A 14,458-nucleotide genomic window follows, 5' to 3' on the forward strand; every position below is an offset into this window, starting at 1 on the left:
GGCCATACCTATGAGCGAGTTGTTGTCCTCAGTCAGTGAACACCTCCTGGCACCCGGTGGCGTGACCATCGAAAGCTTGCAAACCGTGCTCGGCGATCTGGCCGGACCGGGCATTGATGCGGCTGACCTGTATTTCCAGGGCCAGATCTCCGAGTCCTGGTCCCTGGAAGACGGGATCGTCAAGGAAGGCAGCTTCAATCTCGACCAGGGTGTCGGCGTGCGTGCGCAATCCGGTGAAAAAACCGGCTTTGCCTACAGCAACGCGATCACCCTGGAAGCCTTGGGCCTGGCGGCGCGTGCTGCGCGCTCAATCTCCCGCGCTGGCCAAAATGGCACGGTTCAGGCGTTCAGCACTCAAGATGTGGCGCAGTTGTACGCGCCGGATAACCCGTTGGAGGTCATCAGTCGCGCGGAAAAGGTCGAGCTGCTCAAGCGTATCGACGTGGCCACCCGCGCCCTCGATCCGCGTATCCAACAGGTTACCGTGAGCATGGCCGGTGTGTGGGAACGCATTCTGGTGGCATCCACCGACGGCGGCCTGGCGGCGGATGTACGGCCGCTGGTGCGCTTCAATGTGAGTGTGATCGTAGAGCAGAACGGTCGCCGCGAGCGCGGTGGCCATGGCGGCGGCGGGCGTACCGATTACCGCTACTTCCTCAGCGACGACCGTGCCATGGGCTATGCCCGTGAGGCCCTGCGCCAGGCGCTGGTCAACCTGGAAGCCATTCCGGCGCCGGCGGGTACCTTGCCGGTGGTGCTGGGGTCGGGCTGGTCCGGCGTACTGCTGCACGAAGCGGTCGGCCATGGGCTGGAAGGTGACTTCAACCGCAAGGGCAGTTCGGCCTACAGCGGTCGCATGGGCGAGAGGGTTGCCTCCAAGCTGTGCACCATCGTCGATGACGGCACCCTCGCCGGGCGTCGTGGCTCGCTGAGCGTTGATGACGAAGGTACGCCGACCGAGTGCACCACCCTGATCGAAAACGGCGTGCTCAAGGGCTACATGCAAGACAAGCTCAACGCCCGCTTGATGGGCGTGGCGCGCACCGGTAACGGCCGTCGCGAATCCTACGCGCACCTGCCGATGCCACGCATGACCAACACCTACATGCTCGGTGGCGAAAGCGACCCGGCGGAAATCATCGCTTCGGTGAAGCGCGGCATCTACTGCGCCAACCTCGGTGGCGGCCAGGTGGACATCACCAGCGGCAAGTTCGTGTTCTCCACCAGCGAGGCGTACCTGATCGAAGACGGCAAGATTACTGCGCCGGTCAAAGGGGCAACGTTGATTGGTAACGGTCCGGAAGCCATGAGCAAGGTGTCGATGGTCGGTAACGACCTGTCGCTCGACAGCGGCGTGGGCACGTGCGGGAAGGACGGGCAGTCGGTGCCGGTGGGGGTCGGGCAGCCAACGCTGAAAATTGATGCGATCACCGTGGGTGGCACGGGCTCGTAAGAAAGGTGGAGCTTCGGGTGGCGAAAACCACCACCCGGGGAAGAGGATCAGCGCAGGCCGCGTTGAGTCTCGTCCAGCTCTCGGATGTACTTGAAGATTTTACGGCTGGTGGCCGGCGCTTTGTTATGCGCCTGCTCGTGCTGGGCCTGACGGATCAGGGAGCGCAGTTGCTGGCGGTCCGCGTCCGGGTAGTCCAGCACAAATTTCTCCAGCACGGCGTCATCGCCCGCGATCAAGCGGTCACGCCAACGCTCCAGGTTATGGAAGCGTTCGTTGTACTGGCGAGTGGAGGCATCGGTTTGATCAAGCAAAGCCAGAATGGCGTCAGTGTCCTGATCGCGCATGAGTTTGCCGATAAACATGATGTGCCGTTTACGCGCGATATTCGCGGTGTGCTTGGGCGCATCAGCCAAGGCCCGGCGCATTTCGTCGGTCAAAGGCAGTTTTGCAATCAAATCTTTCTTGAGCGTTGTAAGGCGCTCGCCAAGGTCAACCAGAGCATGCAGCTCGCGTTTGACCTGGGTTTTGCTTTTCTCCCCATCGAGGGAGTCGTCGTAAGAATCAACCATGGTGGCAGTCCGCAAAGAAACGCCGCCATGATAACCAGTCGGGGGCCGCTTGTCCGGCCCGGTCGCTCGATGGCCTTAACCGAAAGCAGAATTTGAGTGGAGAAAACCATGAGTGCAGCCCAAAGCGTCGGTCCGCAAGCGTTACCGGCACTGCAGGAACAAGTCGAGCAGATCCTTGCCGAGGCCAAGCGCCAGGGGGCCAGTGCCTGTGAGGTGGCGGTGTCGCTGGAGCAGGGGCTGTCGACGTCGGTACGCCAGCGTGAAGTGGAAACCGTTGAGTTCAATCGCGATCAAGGGTTTGGCATCACCTTGTATGTCGGGCAGCGCAAAGGTTCGGCCAGTACGTCGGCAAGTGGCTCGGAAGCGATTCGCGAAACGGTGGCGGCTGCGTTGGCGATTGCCAAGCACACCTCGGAGGATGAAAGCTCGGGTTTGGCCGATAAGGCCCTGATGGCCAAGGACCTTCAGGATTTCGATCTGTTCCACGCCTGGGACATCACGCCCGAGCAAGCCATCGAACAGGCATTGATCTGTGAAGCGGCGGCGTTCGACGCCGATATCCGCATCAAGAATGCTGATGGCACCACGTTGAGTACGCATCAGGGTTGCCGCGTGTATGGCAACAGTCATGGTTTTATCGGCGGTTATACGTCCACCCGTCATAGCCTGAGCTGCGTGATGATTGCCGAAGCCAACGGGCAGATGCAGCGCGATTACTGGTACGACGTGAATCGCCAGGGCGATTTGCTGGCGGACCCGGTGAGCATTGGGCAGCGTGCTGCGCAGCGTGCCGCGAGTCGCCTGGGCGCGCGCCCGGTGCCGACCTGCGAAGTGCCTGTGTTGTTTTCAGCAGAACTTGCCGGTGGGTTGTTCGGCAGCTTCCTGGGGGCGATTTCCGGTGGCAACTTGTACCGCAAATCCTCGTTCCTGGAAGGTGCAATTGGCCAGAAGCTGTTTCCCGAATGGCTGACCATAGATGAACGCCCGCACCTGATGCGTGCCATGGGCAGCACGTCGTTCGATGGTGATGGCCTGGCGACTTATGCCAAGCCGTTCGTCGAGAACGGCGAGTTGGTCTCCTACGTATTGGGTACATACTCCGGCCGTAAACTCGGCCTGCCAAGCACGGCGAACTCCGGTGGCGTGCACAACCTGTTTGTCACCCATGGCGATGAAGACCAGGCGGCGTTGCTGCGGCGCATGGGCCGTGGCTTGCTAGTCACTGAATTGATGGGCCATGGCCTGAACATGGTCACCGGTGATTACTCCCGTGGCGCGGCGGGGTTCTGGGTAGAAAACGGCGAGATTCAGTTTGCCGTTCAGGAAGTGACTATCGCTGGCAACATGCGCGATATGTTCAAGCAGATCGTTGCCGTGGGTAATGATTTGGAACTGCGCAGCAACATTCGCACAGGTTCTGTGCTGATCGAGCGGATGACCGTCGCCGGCAGCTAACCCCTCAACGGTCCCTGAAAAAGGCGCGCCATCCCACGGATGGCGCGCCTTTTTTGTAACTCCATCGTGAGACGAATCCTTTGGTGCGCTTGTTTTGATTCTTAATATCATTTAATAATGAATATCATTATCGAGCGAGTGTGGATCATGAGTTCTGTCCTGCATGAGGATCCTTATCTGGAAAGCTGGCGCTGGATGAGTCGTCAAATCCGCTGCGCACTCGATCCAAATGAGCCTCGCCTGATCGAGCATTACCTCAACGAAGGTCGATACCTGGCGTGCTGCACCGCGACCCATCCCTGGACGATCGCTGAGACCTCATTGCGCTTATTGCTCGACACCGCCAGCGATATAGCGCTGCCGTGGCACTGGCGTTGCGTTTGCCTGGACCAGGCTTGGCGTCCACTGCGCGACCTGGAACAGCTTTCTCAATGTGCCTGCCGTCTCAAGCGCTGGCAAACCTTTGCCTGGCAATTGGCGACCTGCGAATTGCTGCCGTCTATTTCTCACTCCGACCTCGTGCAAGGATCTAACGATGAGTAACACCCGTATCGAACGCGACAGCATGGGCGAGCTGCAAGTGCCTGCCGAAGCCTTGTATGGCGCTCAAACCCAGCGTGCGGTAAACAACTTCCCGATCAGCCATCAACGCATGCCGGCGCAATTCATTCGCGCCCTGATCTTGGCCAAGGTTGCGGCAGCCAAGGTTAACGTCGACCTCGAACAAATCAGCGCAGGGCAGGGCAAGGCTATTGTCGATGCCGCCCAAGGCCTGCTGGAAGGCGATTTCATGCCGCATTTCCCGGTGGATATTTTCCAGACCGGTTCCGGCACCAGTTCCAACATGAATGCCAACGAGGTGATTGCCACCCTCGCCAGTCGTTTGCTCGGCGAGCCGGTCAACCCCAATGACCACGTGAACTGCGGTCAAAGCAGCAATGACATCATTCCAACCACCCTCCACGTCAGCGCCGCATTGGTGCTGCATGAGCAAACACTGCCGGCCCTGTTGCACCTCGTTCAAGTCATCGAGCAAAAGGCCGAAGAGGTTCACCCGTTCATCAAGACTGGCCGCACTCACTTAATGGATGCCATGCCGGTGCGCATGAGCCAGGTGCTCAATGGCTGGGCGCAGCAACTCAAGGCTAATATCGCGCATTTGCAGGACCTTCTACCAAGTCTGCAAGCTCTGGCCCAAGGCGGCACAGCGGTTGGCACCGGGATCAACGCACACCCGCAATTCGCTGCGCGATTCAGCCAGCAGTTGAGCAGCCTGACTGGTGTGAAATTCACCCCAGGCAAAAACCTGTTCGCGCTGATCGGCTCCCAGGACACCGCCGTCGCCGTTTCCGGCCAGTTGAAAACCACTGCCGTGTCGTTGATGAAAATCGCCAACGACCTGCGCTGGATGAACTCCGGCCCGCTCGCAGGCCTTGGTGAAATCGAACTGGAAGGCCTGCAGCCTGGCTCTTCGATCATGCCTGGCAAGGTCAACCCAGTGATCCCGGAAGCGACGGCCATGGTCGCCGCGCAGGTCATCGGTAATGACACAGTGATCACCATCGCTGGTCAATCGGGCAACTTCGAGCTGAATGTGATGCTGCCTATCATCGCCCAGAACCTGCTCAGCAGCCTCGAATTGCTGGCCAATTCCAGCCGTCTACTGGCGGACAAGGCCATCGCCAGCTTCAAGGTCAATGAAGCCAAGCTCAAGGAAGCGCTGTCGCGCAACCCGATTTTGGTCACCGCACTCAACCCGATCATCGGTTACCAAAAGGCCGCTGAAATTGCCAAGAAGGCGTATCAGCAAGGCCGTCCGGTGATTGATGTCGCCCTCGAGCACACCGACCTGCCGCGCAGCCAACTGGAAGTCCTGCTGGATCCGGAAAAGCTGACGGCCGGCGGCGTGTAATCACCGACCCTGCTTTGGAGGCTCACCATGGAGCACTGGAAACGCACGATCGAACGGGCCAATCGCTGCTTTATGGCGGGCGAGTTGGTTGACGCTCGCGAGGCCTATTTGCAAGCCCTGGCCTTGGCTCAAGTGCTGTTCGAGCGCTGGGCGGATGCCGACGAAGCAGTGGCGGCGAGCGTCATTTCTCATCACAACCTGGCGGACTTGCACCTGCGCCTGAACCAGCCGGAAGAAAGCGCGGAATACCTTTGCGCTATTCACCAGCGTCTTTTGCAGACCATGCAGGACTCGCGTCTGAGCCCGCAATTGCGGGAAGCGGCCCTGCGCCAGAGCAGCAAGACCTACGTCGAGCTACTGAACTTCATCAGCGATCACGGTGAGTACCCGCGTACCCATCGCTTGCTGGGCGGTACTGCGGCGCAGCCGACCACTCCTCATTACGGAGCACATTGATATGACCTACACCTTGCCTGCATTGCCTTACGCCTACGACGCCTTGGAACCGCATATCGATGCGCAAACCATGGAGATCCATTACACCAAGCACCACCAGACCTATATCAACAACCTTAATGCCGCAGTTGAGGGCACTGAGTTTGCGGGCTGGCCGGTTGAAAAACTGGTATCCAGCGTGCAGCAGTTGCCGGAAAAACTTCGTGCAGCCGTGATTAACCAAGGCGGCGGCCACGCCAACCACTCGCTGTTCTGGGCCGTGATGTCGCCCAAAGGTGGTGGTAAGCCCGAGGGCGCACTGGGCAAAGCGATCGAGGAACAACTGGGCGGTTTCGACAGCTTCAAGGATGCTTTCACCAAAGCCGCGTTGACGCGCTTCGGTAGCGGCTGGGCCTGGCTGAGCGTCACCCCGCAAAAGAACCTGGTGGTGGAAAGCAGCGGCAATCAGGACAGCCCCCTGATGAGCGGTAATACGCCGATCCTCGGCCTTGACGTCTGGGAGCACGCCTACTACCTGCTTTATCAGAACCGTCGCCCGGAATACATCAATGCGTTCTACAGTGTCATTAACTGGCCTGAAGTCGCCGCACGCTATCAGGCCGCTGTGGCCTGACATCCACCCCTATAACAAGATCTAAGGCCGACTATGCGCACTGACACACTGGCGATCAGCAGCGGGCGGATGTTTCGTTATGCACTTGGCTCGCTGCTGCTATTGGCAGGTACTGCATTGCTGGTGGCCCACGGGCTGGCCTGGCTTGACTTGGAGCCGCGCATTCTGCGCGCCCTGCAGGGCGGGTCCATCTGCGCACTCGGCACGGCGCTCGGCGCGGTGCCTGTGCTGGTCATTCGGCGGATGCCGGTGGCGTTGAGCGATACACTGCTGGGCTTTGGGGCAGGGGTGATGCTCGCTGCGACGGCGTTTTCGCTGATCGTGCCAGGCATTGCCGCGGCTGAAAGCTTGGGATTGTCGCCCTGGGAGGCCAGTGGCTTGATCAGCTTGGGCATTATGCTTGGGGCGTTCGGGCTATACCTGGTTGACCGCAAGGTTTCCGGCGCGAGCCCGGAAATGCTCGTCGGCACGCCGGACAAACCGGTAATCCCGCCGCGCATCTGGCTGTTTGTGTTTGCTATCATCGCCCACAACATCCCCGAAGGCATGGCGGTCGGCGTCTCCGCCGGTGGCGGCATGCCGGAGGCCAATAGCCTGGCCATGGGCATCGCCTTGCAGGATGTGCCTGAAGGCCTCGTGATCGCGCTGGTGTTGGCCGGGGCAGGGATGTCGCGGGTCAAGGCTTTTATGATCGGTGCTGCGTCAGGCTTGGTGGAGCCGGTGTTTGCTGTGCTCTGCGCCTGGTTGGTGAGCCTGGCCGAGGTACTGTTGCCTTTGGGCCTGGCCTTGGCTGCTGGCGCGATGCTATTGGTGGTGACTCACGAAGTCATCCCTGAATCGCGACGCAATGGTCACGAAAAACTCGCCAGTCTGGGGTTGTGCACCGGTTTTTGCCTGATGATGGTGATGGATACGGCTTTAGGCTAATGCCCGCTCCCTTTGTCGGAGCCCAGCAAACTGGGCGCTTACAAAGGGTTATTCGCCTTCATCAAAGTAGTTATTGATCATCGCAACCAGCGCGTCCATCGCTTCCTGCTCTTGCTCGCCTTCTGTCTTCAAGTGAATCTTGGTGCCCTTGCCGGCCGCCAACATCATCATTGCCATGATGCTTTTGCCATCGACCATGGATTCCGGCGTGCGCCCGGCCCGTATCTGGCAGGGAAACTGCCCAGCCACACCCACGAATTTGGCCGAAGCTCGGGCGTGAAGGCCGAGCTTGTTGATGATTTCAATTTCCAGAGCGGGCATCGCGCAGGTGTTCCTTTCAGCTAAGGTCGCGGTGGCGGACCTGAACGTTCTTGAGGGTTTTTTGCAGCACCTGGCCCAAGCGTTCGGTCAGGTAGACGGAGCGGTGGTGGCCGCCGGTGCAGCCAATGGCAATGGTGACATAGGCACGATTGCTTGCTGCAAAGCGTGGCAACCATTTGAGCAGGTAGCTGGAAATGTCCTGGAACATCTCCTCAACATCCGGTTGCGCAGCCAGGTAGTCGGCAACAGGTTGATCCAGCCCGGATTGTTCGCGCAGTTCCGGCTTCCAGTAGGGGTTCGGCAGGCAGCGCACATCAAACACCAAGTCTGCATCTACCGGCATTCCGCGCTTGAAACCAAACGACTCCACGAGAAACGCCGTGCCTGGCTCCGGCTGGTTCAACAGACGCAGCTTGATGGCATCGCGCAACTGGTACAGGTTAAGGCTGGTGGTGTTGATCTTGAGGTCGGCGAGGTCAATGATCGGTCCCAGCAGCTTGGTTTCGTCCTCGATGGCCTCGGCCAAGGAGCGGTGGGGGCTGCTGAGGGGGTGGCGTCGGCGTGTTTCGGAGAAACGCTTGAGCAGTGTCTCTTCGTCGGCATCCAGGTACAGCACATCGCAATGAATGTGCTTGGCGCGCACTTCCTCGAGCAATTGCGGAAATCGCTCAAGATGGCTGGGCAGGTTGCGGGCATCTATCGAAACGGCGACCAGGGGTTGCGCCAGTTCGGTATGGATCAACGCGCGTTCCGCCAATTCCGGCAGCAAGCCGGCAGGCAAATTGTCGATGCAGTAGAAACCGCTGTCCTCAAGGACGTTGAGGGCGGTGCTTTTACCTGAGCCGGAACGGCCGCTGACGATGATCAAGCGCATGATTACTGCCCGTTCTGTTCGTCCAGTACAACCTGATACAGCGCCTCATTACTGCTGGCACTGCGCAGTTTGTCGCGCACTTCCTTGCGGTCGAGCATGCTGGCGATCTGCCGAAGCAGTTCCAGGTGTGCATCGGTGGCAGCTTCCGGGACCAGCAAAACAAACAGCAGGTCGACCGGGGCGCCATCGATGGCGTCGAAATCGATGGGATGGTCCAAGTGCAGCAGGGCGCTGACAGGCGTCTCGCAGCCTTTGAGGCGGCAGTGGGGAATAGCGATGCCATTACCAAAACCGGTCGAGCCAAGTTTTTCACGAGCAATCAGTGCCTCGTACACAGTTTGCGTTTCCAGTTCAGGCACTTCACGGCCGATCAGGTTGGCAATTTGTTCGAGGGCGCGTTTTTTACTGCCGCCCGGCACGTTCACAAGGGAACGGCCGGGGGTCAGGATGGTTTCAAGTCGGATCATGGGGGGAGAGTTAACGACCTGTACCTTGCATCAGGTGCAGATTCTTTTCCTTATGCTTTATGAGTTGGCGGTCCAGCTTGTCGTAGAGCGAGTCGATCGCCGCGTACATGTCCTCATGTTCAGCATTGGCGACGAGCTTGGCATTCGGTACGTGCAGGGTGGCCTCGATTTTCTGCTTGAGCTTATCGACCTCCATGATGACCTGCACGTTGGTGATCTTGTCAAAATGCCCCGCAAGCTTGTTCAGCTTGCTTTCGGTGTATTCACGCAGGGGTTTGGTGACTTCCAGCTGGTGTCCACTGATGTTGACTTGCATACAGCTTCTCCTTCGTTGCCAGTGCATAAAGCGACAGGCGAAAGCGCCTGCCACTGGAACGCTGTGGCCCGCCCGTCACATCAAACGCTTACGCTCGCTGGAAGGCGCGATCCCGAGGGACTCGCGGTACTTGGCGACGGTTCGACGGGCGACCTGAATGCCTTGTGCCTCCAGTAAACCAGCGATCTTACTGTCACTCAATGGCTTTTTCTGATTTTCCGCGGCAACCAGTTTTTTGATGATCGCGCGAATCGCCGTGGACGAGCATTCACCGCCTTCGGAGGTGCTGACGTGGCTGGAGAAAAAGTATTTCAGTTCATAAATACCCCGTGGGGTATGCATGAATTTTTGCGTGGTTACCCGAGAAATCGTCGATTCATGCATGCCAACCGCCTCGGCGATGTCATGCAGTACCAACGGTTTCATCGCCTCATCGCCGTATTCCAGGAAGCCGCGCTGGTGTTCGACGATCTGGGTGGCCACCTTCGTCAGGGTTTCGTTGCGGCTTTGCAGGCTCTTGATAAACCAGCGAGCTTCCTGCAACTGGTTGCGCATGAAGGTGTTATCGGCGCTGGTGTCAGCGCGACGCACAAAACCGGCGTATTGCGGGTTGACCCGCAGGCGTGGCACCGACTCCTGGTTCAGTTCAACCAGCCAGCGCTCGTTATCCTTGCGCACGATCACGTCAGGAATCACGTATTCGGCTTCGCTGGACTCGATTTGCGAGCCAGGACGCGGGTTGAGGCTTTGTACCAGCTCAATGATCTGGCGCAGGTCGTCTTCCTTGAGCTTCATGCGGCGCATCAGTTGGCTGTAGTCGCGACTGCCCAGCATGTCGATGTAATCGGTTACCAGGCGCTGGGCCTCGGCGAGCCAGGGGGTCTTGGTGGGCAGTTGGCGCAATTGCAGCAGCAGGCATTCACTGAGGGAGCGCGCGCCGATGCCAGCGGGTTCGAACTGCTGGATGCGGTGCAGGACGGCTTCGATCTCGTCCAGCTCGATATCCAGTTCAGGGTCGAATGCTTCGAGAATTTCCTCAAGCGTCTCGTCCAGGTAGCCCTGGTTATTGATGCAGTCGATCAGGGTCACGGCGATCAGGCGATCGGTGTCCGACATCGGCGCCAGGTTCAGTTGCCACAGCAGGTGGCTCTGCAGGCTTTCGCCGGCGGAGGTGCGGGTGGTGAAATCCCACTCGTCATCGTCATTGCTGGGCAGGCTGCTGGCGCTGGTCTGGTAGACGTCTTCCCAGGCGGTGTCGACGGGAAGCTCGTTGGGAATGCGTTCGTTCCAGTCGCCTTCCTCGAGGTTATCCACCGTTGGGGCGGTTTCCTGGTAGGAGGGTTCCTGCACATCGGGGTTGGGTTTTTGCTCGATGTTATCGGCCAGCGGGTCTGCATTATCGAAGTCGTCGCCTTCTTCCTGGCGTTCGAGCATCGGATTGGACTCCAGGGCCTCCTGGATTTCCTGTTGCAGGTCCAGGGTCGACAATTGGAGCAGGCGGATGGCCTGTTGCAGCTGCGGTGTCATCGTCAGCTGCTGGCCCATTCTCAGGACTAGCGATGGTTTCATGGCAGGGGCTTAACACCTTATTCGCCGGCGCAATGCGCCATCCACGACAGGGCGCGTGAGCGCCAAACATAAGCAAATTATATGCCTGATAGCGGGGGCTTTGCCTAGAGCGCGGTAACAATAAAAATCCAGAGGTTTTCATTGGCTCCCGCGCACCTTGGCAATGGGCCGTGACACCACGGTGTTTACAGGCGGAACTCGTGACCCAGGTACACTTCCTTGACCAGTTCATTGGCCAGGATGGTGGCGGAGTCGCCTTCAGCGATCAGTTGGCCATCGTTGACGATATACGCGGTTTCGCAGATATCGAGCGTCTCACGGACGTTGTGGTCAGTGATCAGCACGCCAATGCCCTTAGCCTTGAGGTGGTGGATGATCTGCTTGATGTCGCCGACCGATATCGGGTCGACGCCGGCAAACGGTTCGTCCAACAGGATGAATTTCGGTGCAGTGGCCAGTGCGCGAGCGATTTCTACGCGGCGGCGCTCACCACCGGACAGGCTCATGCCGAGGTTGTCGCGGATATGGTTGATGTGGAATTCCTGTAGCAGGCTTTCCAGCTCCTTGCGACGACCGTCACGGTCGAGTTCCTTGCGGGTCTCGAGGATGGCCATGATGTTATCGGCGACCGACAGTTTGCGGAAGATCGACGCTTCTTGCGGAAGATAGCCGATACCGGCGCGGGCGCGGCCGTGCATTGGTTGGTGGCTCACGTCCAGGTCGTCGATCAGTACGCGACCCTGGTCCGCCTGGACCAGGCCGACGATCATATAGAAGCACGTGGTCTTGCCGGCGCCGTTGGGGCCGAGCAAGCCGACGATCTGGCCGCTGTCGATCGACAGGCTGACGTCGCGCACGACCTGACGGCTTTTATAGGCCTTGGCCAGGTGCTGGGCTTTGAGGGTTGCCATTACTCGGCCTTCTTCTTCGGCTGGATAACCATGTCGATGCGTGGACGAGGCGCGGTGACCTTGTTGCCATTGGCACGACCGGCGTTAGCGATCTGTTTCACGGTGTCATAGGTGATTTTCTCACCTTCCGTGGAGTTGCCATCGGGGCTGAGCACCTTGGCCTGGTCGATCAGTACAATGCGGTTCTGCTGGGCATGGTACTGGATGGTCTTGCCGTAGCCCTTCATCGGGCCGGTGTCGGTGGCCGACTGCTTCTGTTCGAAGTAAGCCAGGTTGCCCACCGAAGTGACCACGTCGATATCGCCCGCTTGGGTACGAGTCAGCGTCACCGTGTTACCGGTGATCTTCATCGAGCCTTGGGTGATGACCACGCCGCCGGTATAGGTTGCAACGCCTTGCTTGTCATCCAGCTGCGCATCGTCAGCCGAAATGTGGATCGGTTGCTGGCTATCGTTCGGCAGAGCCCAGGCGCTCACGCTTCCCAGTGCTGCGCCCAGACCGAGCAAAATAGGGAGAGTTTTAACGAGCCTCATACTGTCCTCTTACGTTCGATAGCAGGTGTATCCTGCTTTCTTTCAAATACGCTTTCATTCCCTTGCCAGTCGTTACACCGCCAGCGCCGTCGATTCTAACGTCTTGCTCGGTCTGCGCATATTGCTTCTGCGGGAATACGGTCATGCGACTGGTGGTAATCACGGTCTCACGTTTTTTATCGTCAGTGCGCGCAACGCGCACCGAGTCGATCAGTTCCACCTCGGTACCGTCCGGGTTGACCTCGCCACGCTTGCTGGTGACGTGCCATGGGAGCTCGGTACCGCGGTAAATGTTCATGTCCGGGTTGGTCAGCAAGGTAACTTCGCTGGCTTTCACGTGCTCGACCTTGTCCGAGGTCATCTCGTACTGCACCTTGCCGTCGGGCAGGAACTGCACGCTTTTGGCATTGGTGGCGTAATAGTCGATAACCCCCTCGTCAACCTGCGCAGCAGGCTGGTCGAGAAAGCGCTCCGGGCTGATATTCCAGTAGCCCACCGCCAGGAACAGTGCGGCGATGACTGCGAATAGCAGGAAGTTGCGAATCTTTTTACTCAGCATAAAACGCTCTATAAGTAGGCGGCATGGGCCGCTTCAAGGCTGCCTTGGGCGCGCAGGATCAGCTCGCAGAACTCGCGGGCGGCACCTTCACCACCACGTGCAGTGGTGATGCCATGGGCGTTCTCGCGAACAAAGCCTGCCGCATTGGCAACGGCCATGCCCAGGCCCACCCGGCGAATCACCGGCAGGTCTGGCAGGTCATCGCCCAAGTAGGCCACCTGCTCATAGCTTAGGTTGAGTTGGCCAAGAAGCTCGTCCAGAACCACCAGTTTATCCTCGCGGCCCTGATACAGGTGAGGAATCCCCAGGTTTTGTGCGCGGCGTTCCACAACTGGAGTTTTCCTGCCGCTGATAATCGCCGTTTGCACACCCGACGCCATCAGCATCTTGATGCCCTGGCCGTCTAGGGTGTTGAACGTCTTGAATTCGCTGCCGTCTTCAAGGAAGTACAGGCGGCCATCGGTCAGCACGCCGTCAACGTCGAAAATTGCCAGCTTGATGTGTTTGCCGCGTTGCAACAGGTCGTCGGTCATTTACATCACTCCCGCACGCAGCAAGTCGTGCATGTTCAGGGCGCCAATCGGGCGGTCGTCGCTATTGACCACCACCAGCGCGCCGATCTTATGGTCCTCCATGATCTTCAAGGCTTCGGCTGCCAGCATTTCAGGGCGGGCGGTCTTGCCGTGGGGTGTCATCACCGCATCGATGGTGGCGGTGTGGATGTCGATGGTGCGGTCCAGGGTGCGGCGCAAGTCGCCGTCGGTAAAGACCCCGGCCAGGCGCCCGTCGGCTTCGAGGATAACGGTCATACCTAGGCCCTTGCGGGTCATTTCCATCAGCGCGTCCTTCAGCAAAGTGCCGCGCTGGACGTGGGGCAGTTCGTCGCCCGAATGCATGACGTTTTCCACTTTCAATAGCAGGCGGCGGCCCAAGGCACCACCTGGGTGAGAAAATGCGAAGTCTTCGGCGGTAAACCCGCGGGCTTCCAGCAGTGCCACGGCCAGGGCATCGCCCATGACCAGCGCGGCGGTGGTGGAAGAGGTTGGTGCCAGGTTCAGCGGGCAGGCCTCGTGGGCCACGTGAACGTTAAGGTTCACTTCGGCGGCCTTGGCCAGCGTTGATTCCGGGTTGCCGGTAACACTGATCATCTGGATGCCCAGGCGCTTGATCAGTGGCAAAAGAGTCACTATTTCATTGGTGGTGCCGGAGTTGGACAGCGCCAGGATGATGTCATCCTTGGTGATCATGCCCATGTCGCCATGACTGGCTTCGGCCGGGTGTACGAAAAACGCAGTGGTCCCGGTGCTGGCCAGGGTGGCGGCGATCTTGTTGCCGACGTGGCCTGACTTGCCCATGCCGACCACGACGACGCGGCCCTTGCTGGCCAGAATCATCTCGCAAGCGCGTACGAAATCTGCGTCGATATGGGCCAGTAAGCCTTCTACGGCTTCAAGCTCGAGGCGGATGGTGCGTTGTGCGGATTGGATAAGGTCGCTGGATTGGCTCATGTCTGGAATCGTATA

The 14,458-nt window shown here is 59.1% G+C and carries 18 protein-coding genes; 7 read left to right on the top strand and 11 right to left on the bottom strand.

Going from position 1 to position 14,458, the window contains the following annotated elements:
- Positions 1-10 precede the first annotated feature (10 nt).
- The gene (gene tldD / locus AACY52_RS10300; protein ID WP_339417492.1) at positions 11-1,453 is read left to right on the top strand and encodes a metalloprotease TldD; all 1,443 of its coding nucleotides are present in this window, start codon (positions 11-13) and stop codon (positions 1,451-1,453) included.
- Between the two features lie 47 nt (positions 1,454-1,500).
- Here tldD and yjgA read toward each other — a convergent pair whose 3' ends face one another.
- Entirely contained in the window at positions 1,501-2,022 is a 522-nt protein-coding gene (yjgA, locus tag AACY52_RS10305; RefSeq protein ID WP_017738766.1) for a ribosome biogenesis factor YjgA, read from the bottom strand.
- Positions 2,023-2,130: 108 nt separating this feature from the next.
- On the opposite strand from yjgA, the gene pmbA reads away from it, so the two are divergent.
- The 6 genes from pmbA (at position 2,131) to AACY52_RS10335 (ending at position 7,385) form a co-directional block, all read left to right on the top strand.
- On the top strand, positions 2,131-3,477 hold the full coding sequence (pmbA, locus tag AACY52_RS10310) for a metalloprotease PmbA (RefSeq protein ID WP_339506972.1): 1,347 nt from the start codon (positions 2,131-2,133) through the stop codon (positions 3,475-3,477).
- Between the two features lie 147 nt (positions 3,478-3,624).
- Positions 3,625-4,020, top strand: coding sequence for a FagA protein (locus AACY52_RS10315; protein ID WP_339417496.1), 396 nt, complete (start codon positions 3,625-3,627; stop codon positions 4,018-4,020).
- Entirely contained in the window at positions 4,013-5,389 is a 1,377-nt protein-coding gene (locus tag AACY52_RS10320; RefSeq protein WP_339417498.1) for a class II fumarate hydratase, read from the top strand. Before AACY52_RS10315 ends, AACY52_RS10320 begins: the two co-directional genes overlap by 8 nt.
- A gap of 27 nt (positions 5,390-5,416) precedes the next feature.
- Entirely contained in the window at positions 5,417-5,845 is a 429-nt protein-coding gene (locus AACY52_RS10325) for a hypothetical protein (protein WP_339417500.1), read from the top strand.
- Between the two features lies 1 nt (position 5,846).
- The gene (locus AACY52_RS10330) at positions 5,847-6,458 is read left to right on the top strand and encodes a superoxide dismutase (protein ID WP_339417502.1); all 612 of its coding nucleotides are present in this window, start codon (positions 5,847-5,849) and stop codon (positions 6,456-6,458) included.
- 33 nt (positions 6,459-6,491) lie between these two features.
- Positions 6,492-7,385 (top strand): ZIP family metal transporter, encoded by an 894-nt coding sequence (locus AACY52_RS10335; RefSeq protein WP_339417504.1) that lies wholly within the window; start codon positions 6,492-6,494, stop codon positions 7,383-7,385.
- A gap of 48 nt (positions 7,386-7,433) precedes the next feature.
- Here the strand turns inward: AACY52_RS10335 and AACY52_RS10340 are convergent, their stop codons facing one another.
- The 10 genes from AACY52_RS10340 to AACY52_RS10385 all read right to left on the bottom strand — a co-directional run bounded on the left by AACY52_RS10340 (position 7,434) and on the right by AACY52_RS10385 (position 14,443).
- Entirely contained in the window at positions 7,434-7,706 is a 273-nt protein-coding gene (locus AACY52_RS10340) for an HPr family phosphocarrier protein (protein WP_339427154.1), read from the bottom strand.
- A 16-nt stretch (positions 7,707-7,722) separates the two neighbouring features.
- The gene (gene rapZ / locus AACY52_RS10345; RefSeq protein WP_339417508.1) at positions 7,723-8,580 is read right to left on the bottom strand and encodes an RNase adapter RapZ; all 858 of its coding nucleotides are present in this window, start codon (positions 8,578-8,580) and stop codon (positions 7,723-7,725) included.
- A gap of 2 nt (positions 8,581-8,582) precedes the next feature.
- Positions 8,583-9,047 carry a PTS IIA-like nitrogen regulatory protein PtsN gene (ptsN, locus tag AACY52_RS10350; protein ID WP_049709981.1) on the bottom strand — a complete coding sequence of 155 codons (465 nt, stop codon included), beginning with the start codon at positions 9,045-9,047 and terminating at the stop codon, positions 8,583-8,585.
- 10 nt (positions 9,048-9,057) lie between these two features.
- A complete protein-coding gene (gene hpf, locus AACY52_RS10355) occupies positions 9,058-9,363 on the bottom strand; it encodes a ribosome hibernation-promoting factor, HPF/YfiA family (RefSeq protein ID WP_003171804.1) in 306 nt (101 codons plus the stop codon).
- A 75-nt stretch (positions 9,364-9,438) separates the two neighbouring features.
- Positions 9,439-10,932: an RNA polymerase factor sigma-54 gene (locus tag AACY52_RS10360; protein WP_339560469.1), complete on the bottom strand. Its 1,494-nt coding sequence runs from the start codon at positions 10,930-10,932 to the stop codon at positions 9,439-9,441.
- A gap of 185 nt (positions 10,933-11,117) precedes the next feature.
- A complete protein-coding gene (lptB, locus tag AACY52_RS10365) occupies positions 11,118-11,843 on the bottom strand; it encodes an LPS export ABC transporter ATP-binding protein (RefSeq protein ID WP_003171806.1) in 726 nt (241 codons plus the stop codon).
- A complete protein-coding gene (lptA, locus tag AACY52_RS10370; protein WP_339417512.1) occupies positions 11,843-12,376 on the bottom strand; it encodes a lipopolysaccharide transport periplasmic protein LptA in 534 nt (177 codons plus the stop codon). The genes lptB and lptA overlap by 1 nt, the downstream gene beginning before the upstream one ends.
- Positions 12,363-12,935, bottom strand: coding sequence for an LPS export ABC transporter periplasmic protein LptC (gene lptC, locus AACY52_RS10375; protein ID WP_339560470.1), 573 nt, complete (start codon positions 12,933-12,935; stop codon positions 12,363-12,365). Before lptC ends, lptA begins: the two co-directional genes overlap by 14 nt.
- Positions 12,936-12,943: 8 nt before the next feature.
- Positions 12,944-13,468: an HAD family hydrolase gene (locus AACY52_RS10380; RefSeq protein WP_339417516.1), complete on the bottom strand. Its 525-nt coding sequence runs from the start codon at positions 13,466-13,468 to the stop codon at positions 12,944-12,946.
- Entirely contained in the window at positions 13,469-14,443 is a 975-nt protein-coding gene (locus AACY52_RS10385) for a KpsF/GutQ family sugar-phosphate isomerase (protein WP_339417518.1), read from the bottom strand.
- Positions 14,444-14,458 lie beyond the last annotated feature (15 nt).

Source organism: Pseudomonas sp. EA_65y_Pfl1_P113 (genome assembly GCF_963970525.1).
Classification (GTDB): domain Bacteria; phylum Pseudomonadota; class Gammaproteobacteria; order Pseudomonadales; family Pseudomonadaceae; genus Aquipseudomonas; species Aquipseudomonas tritici.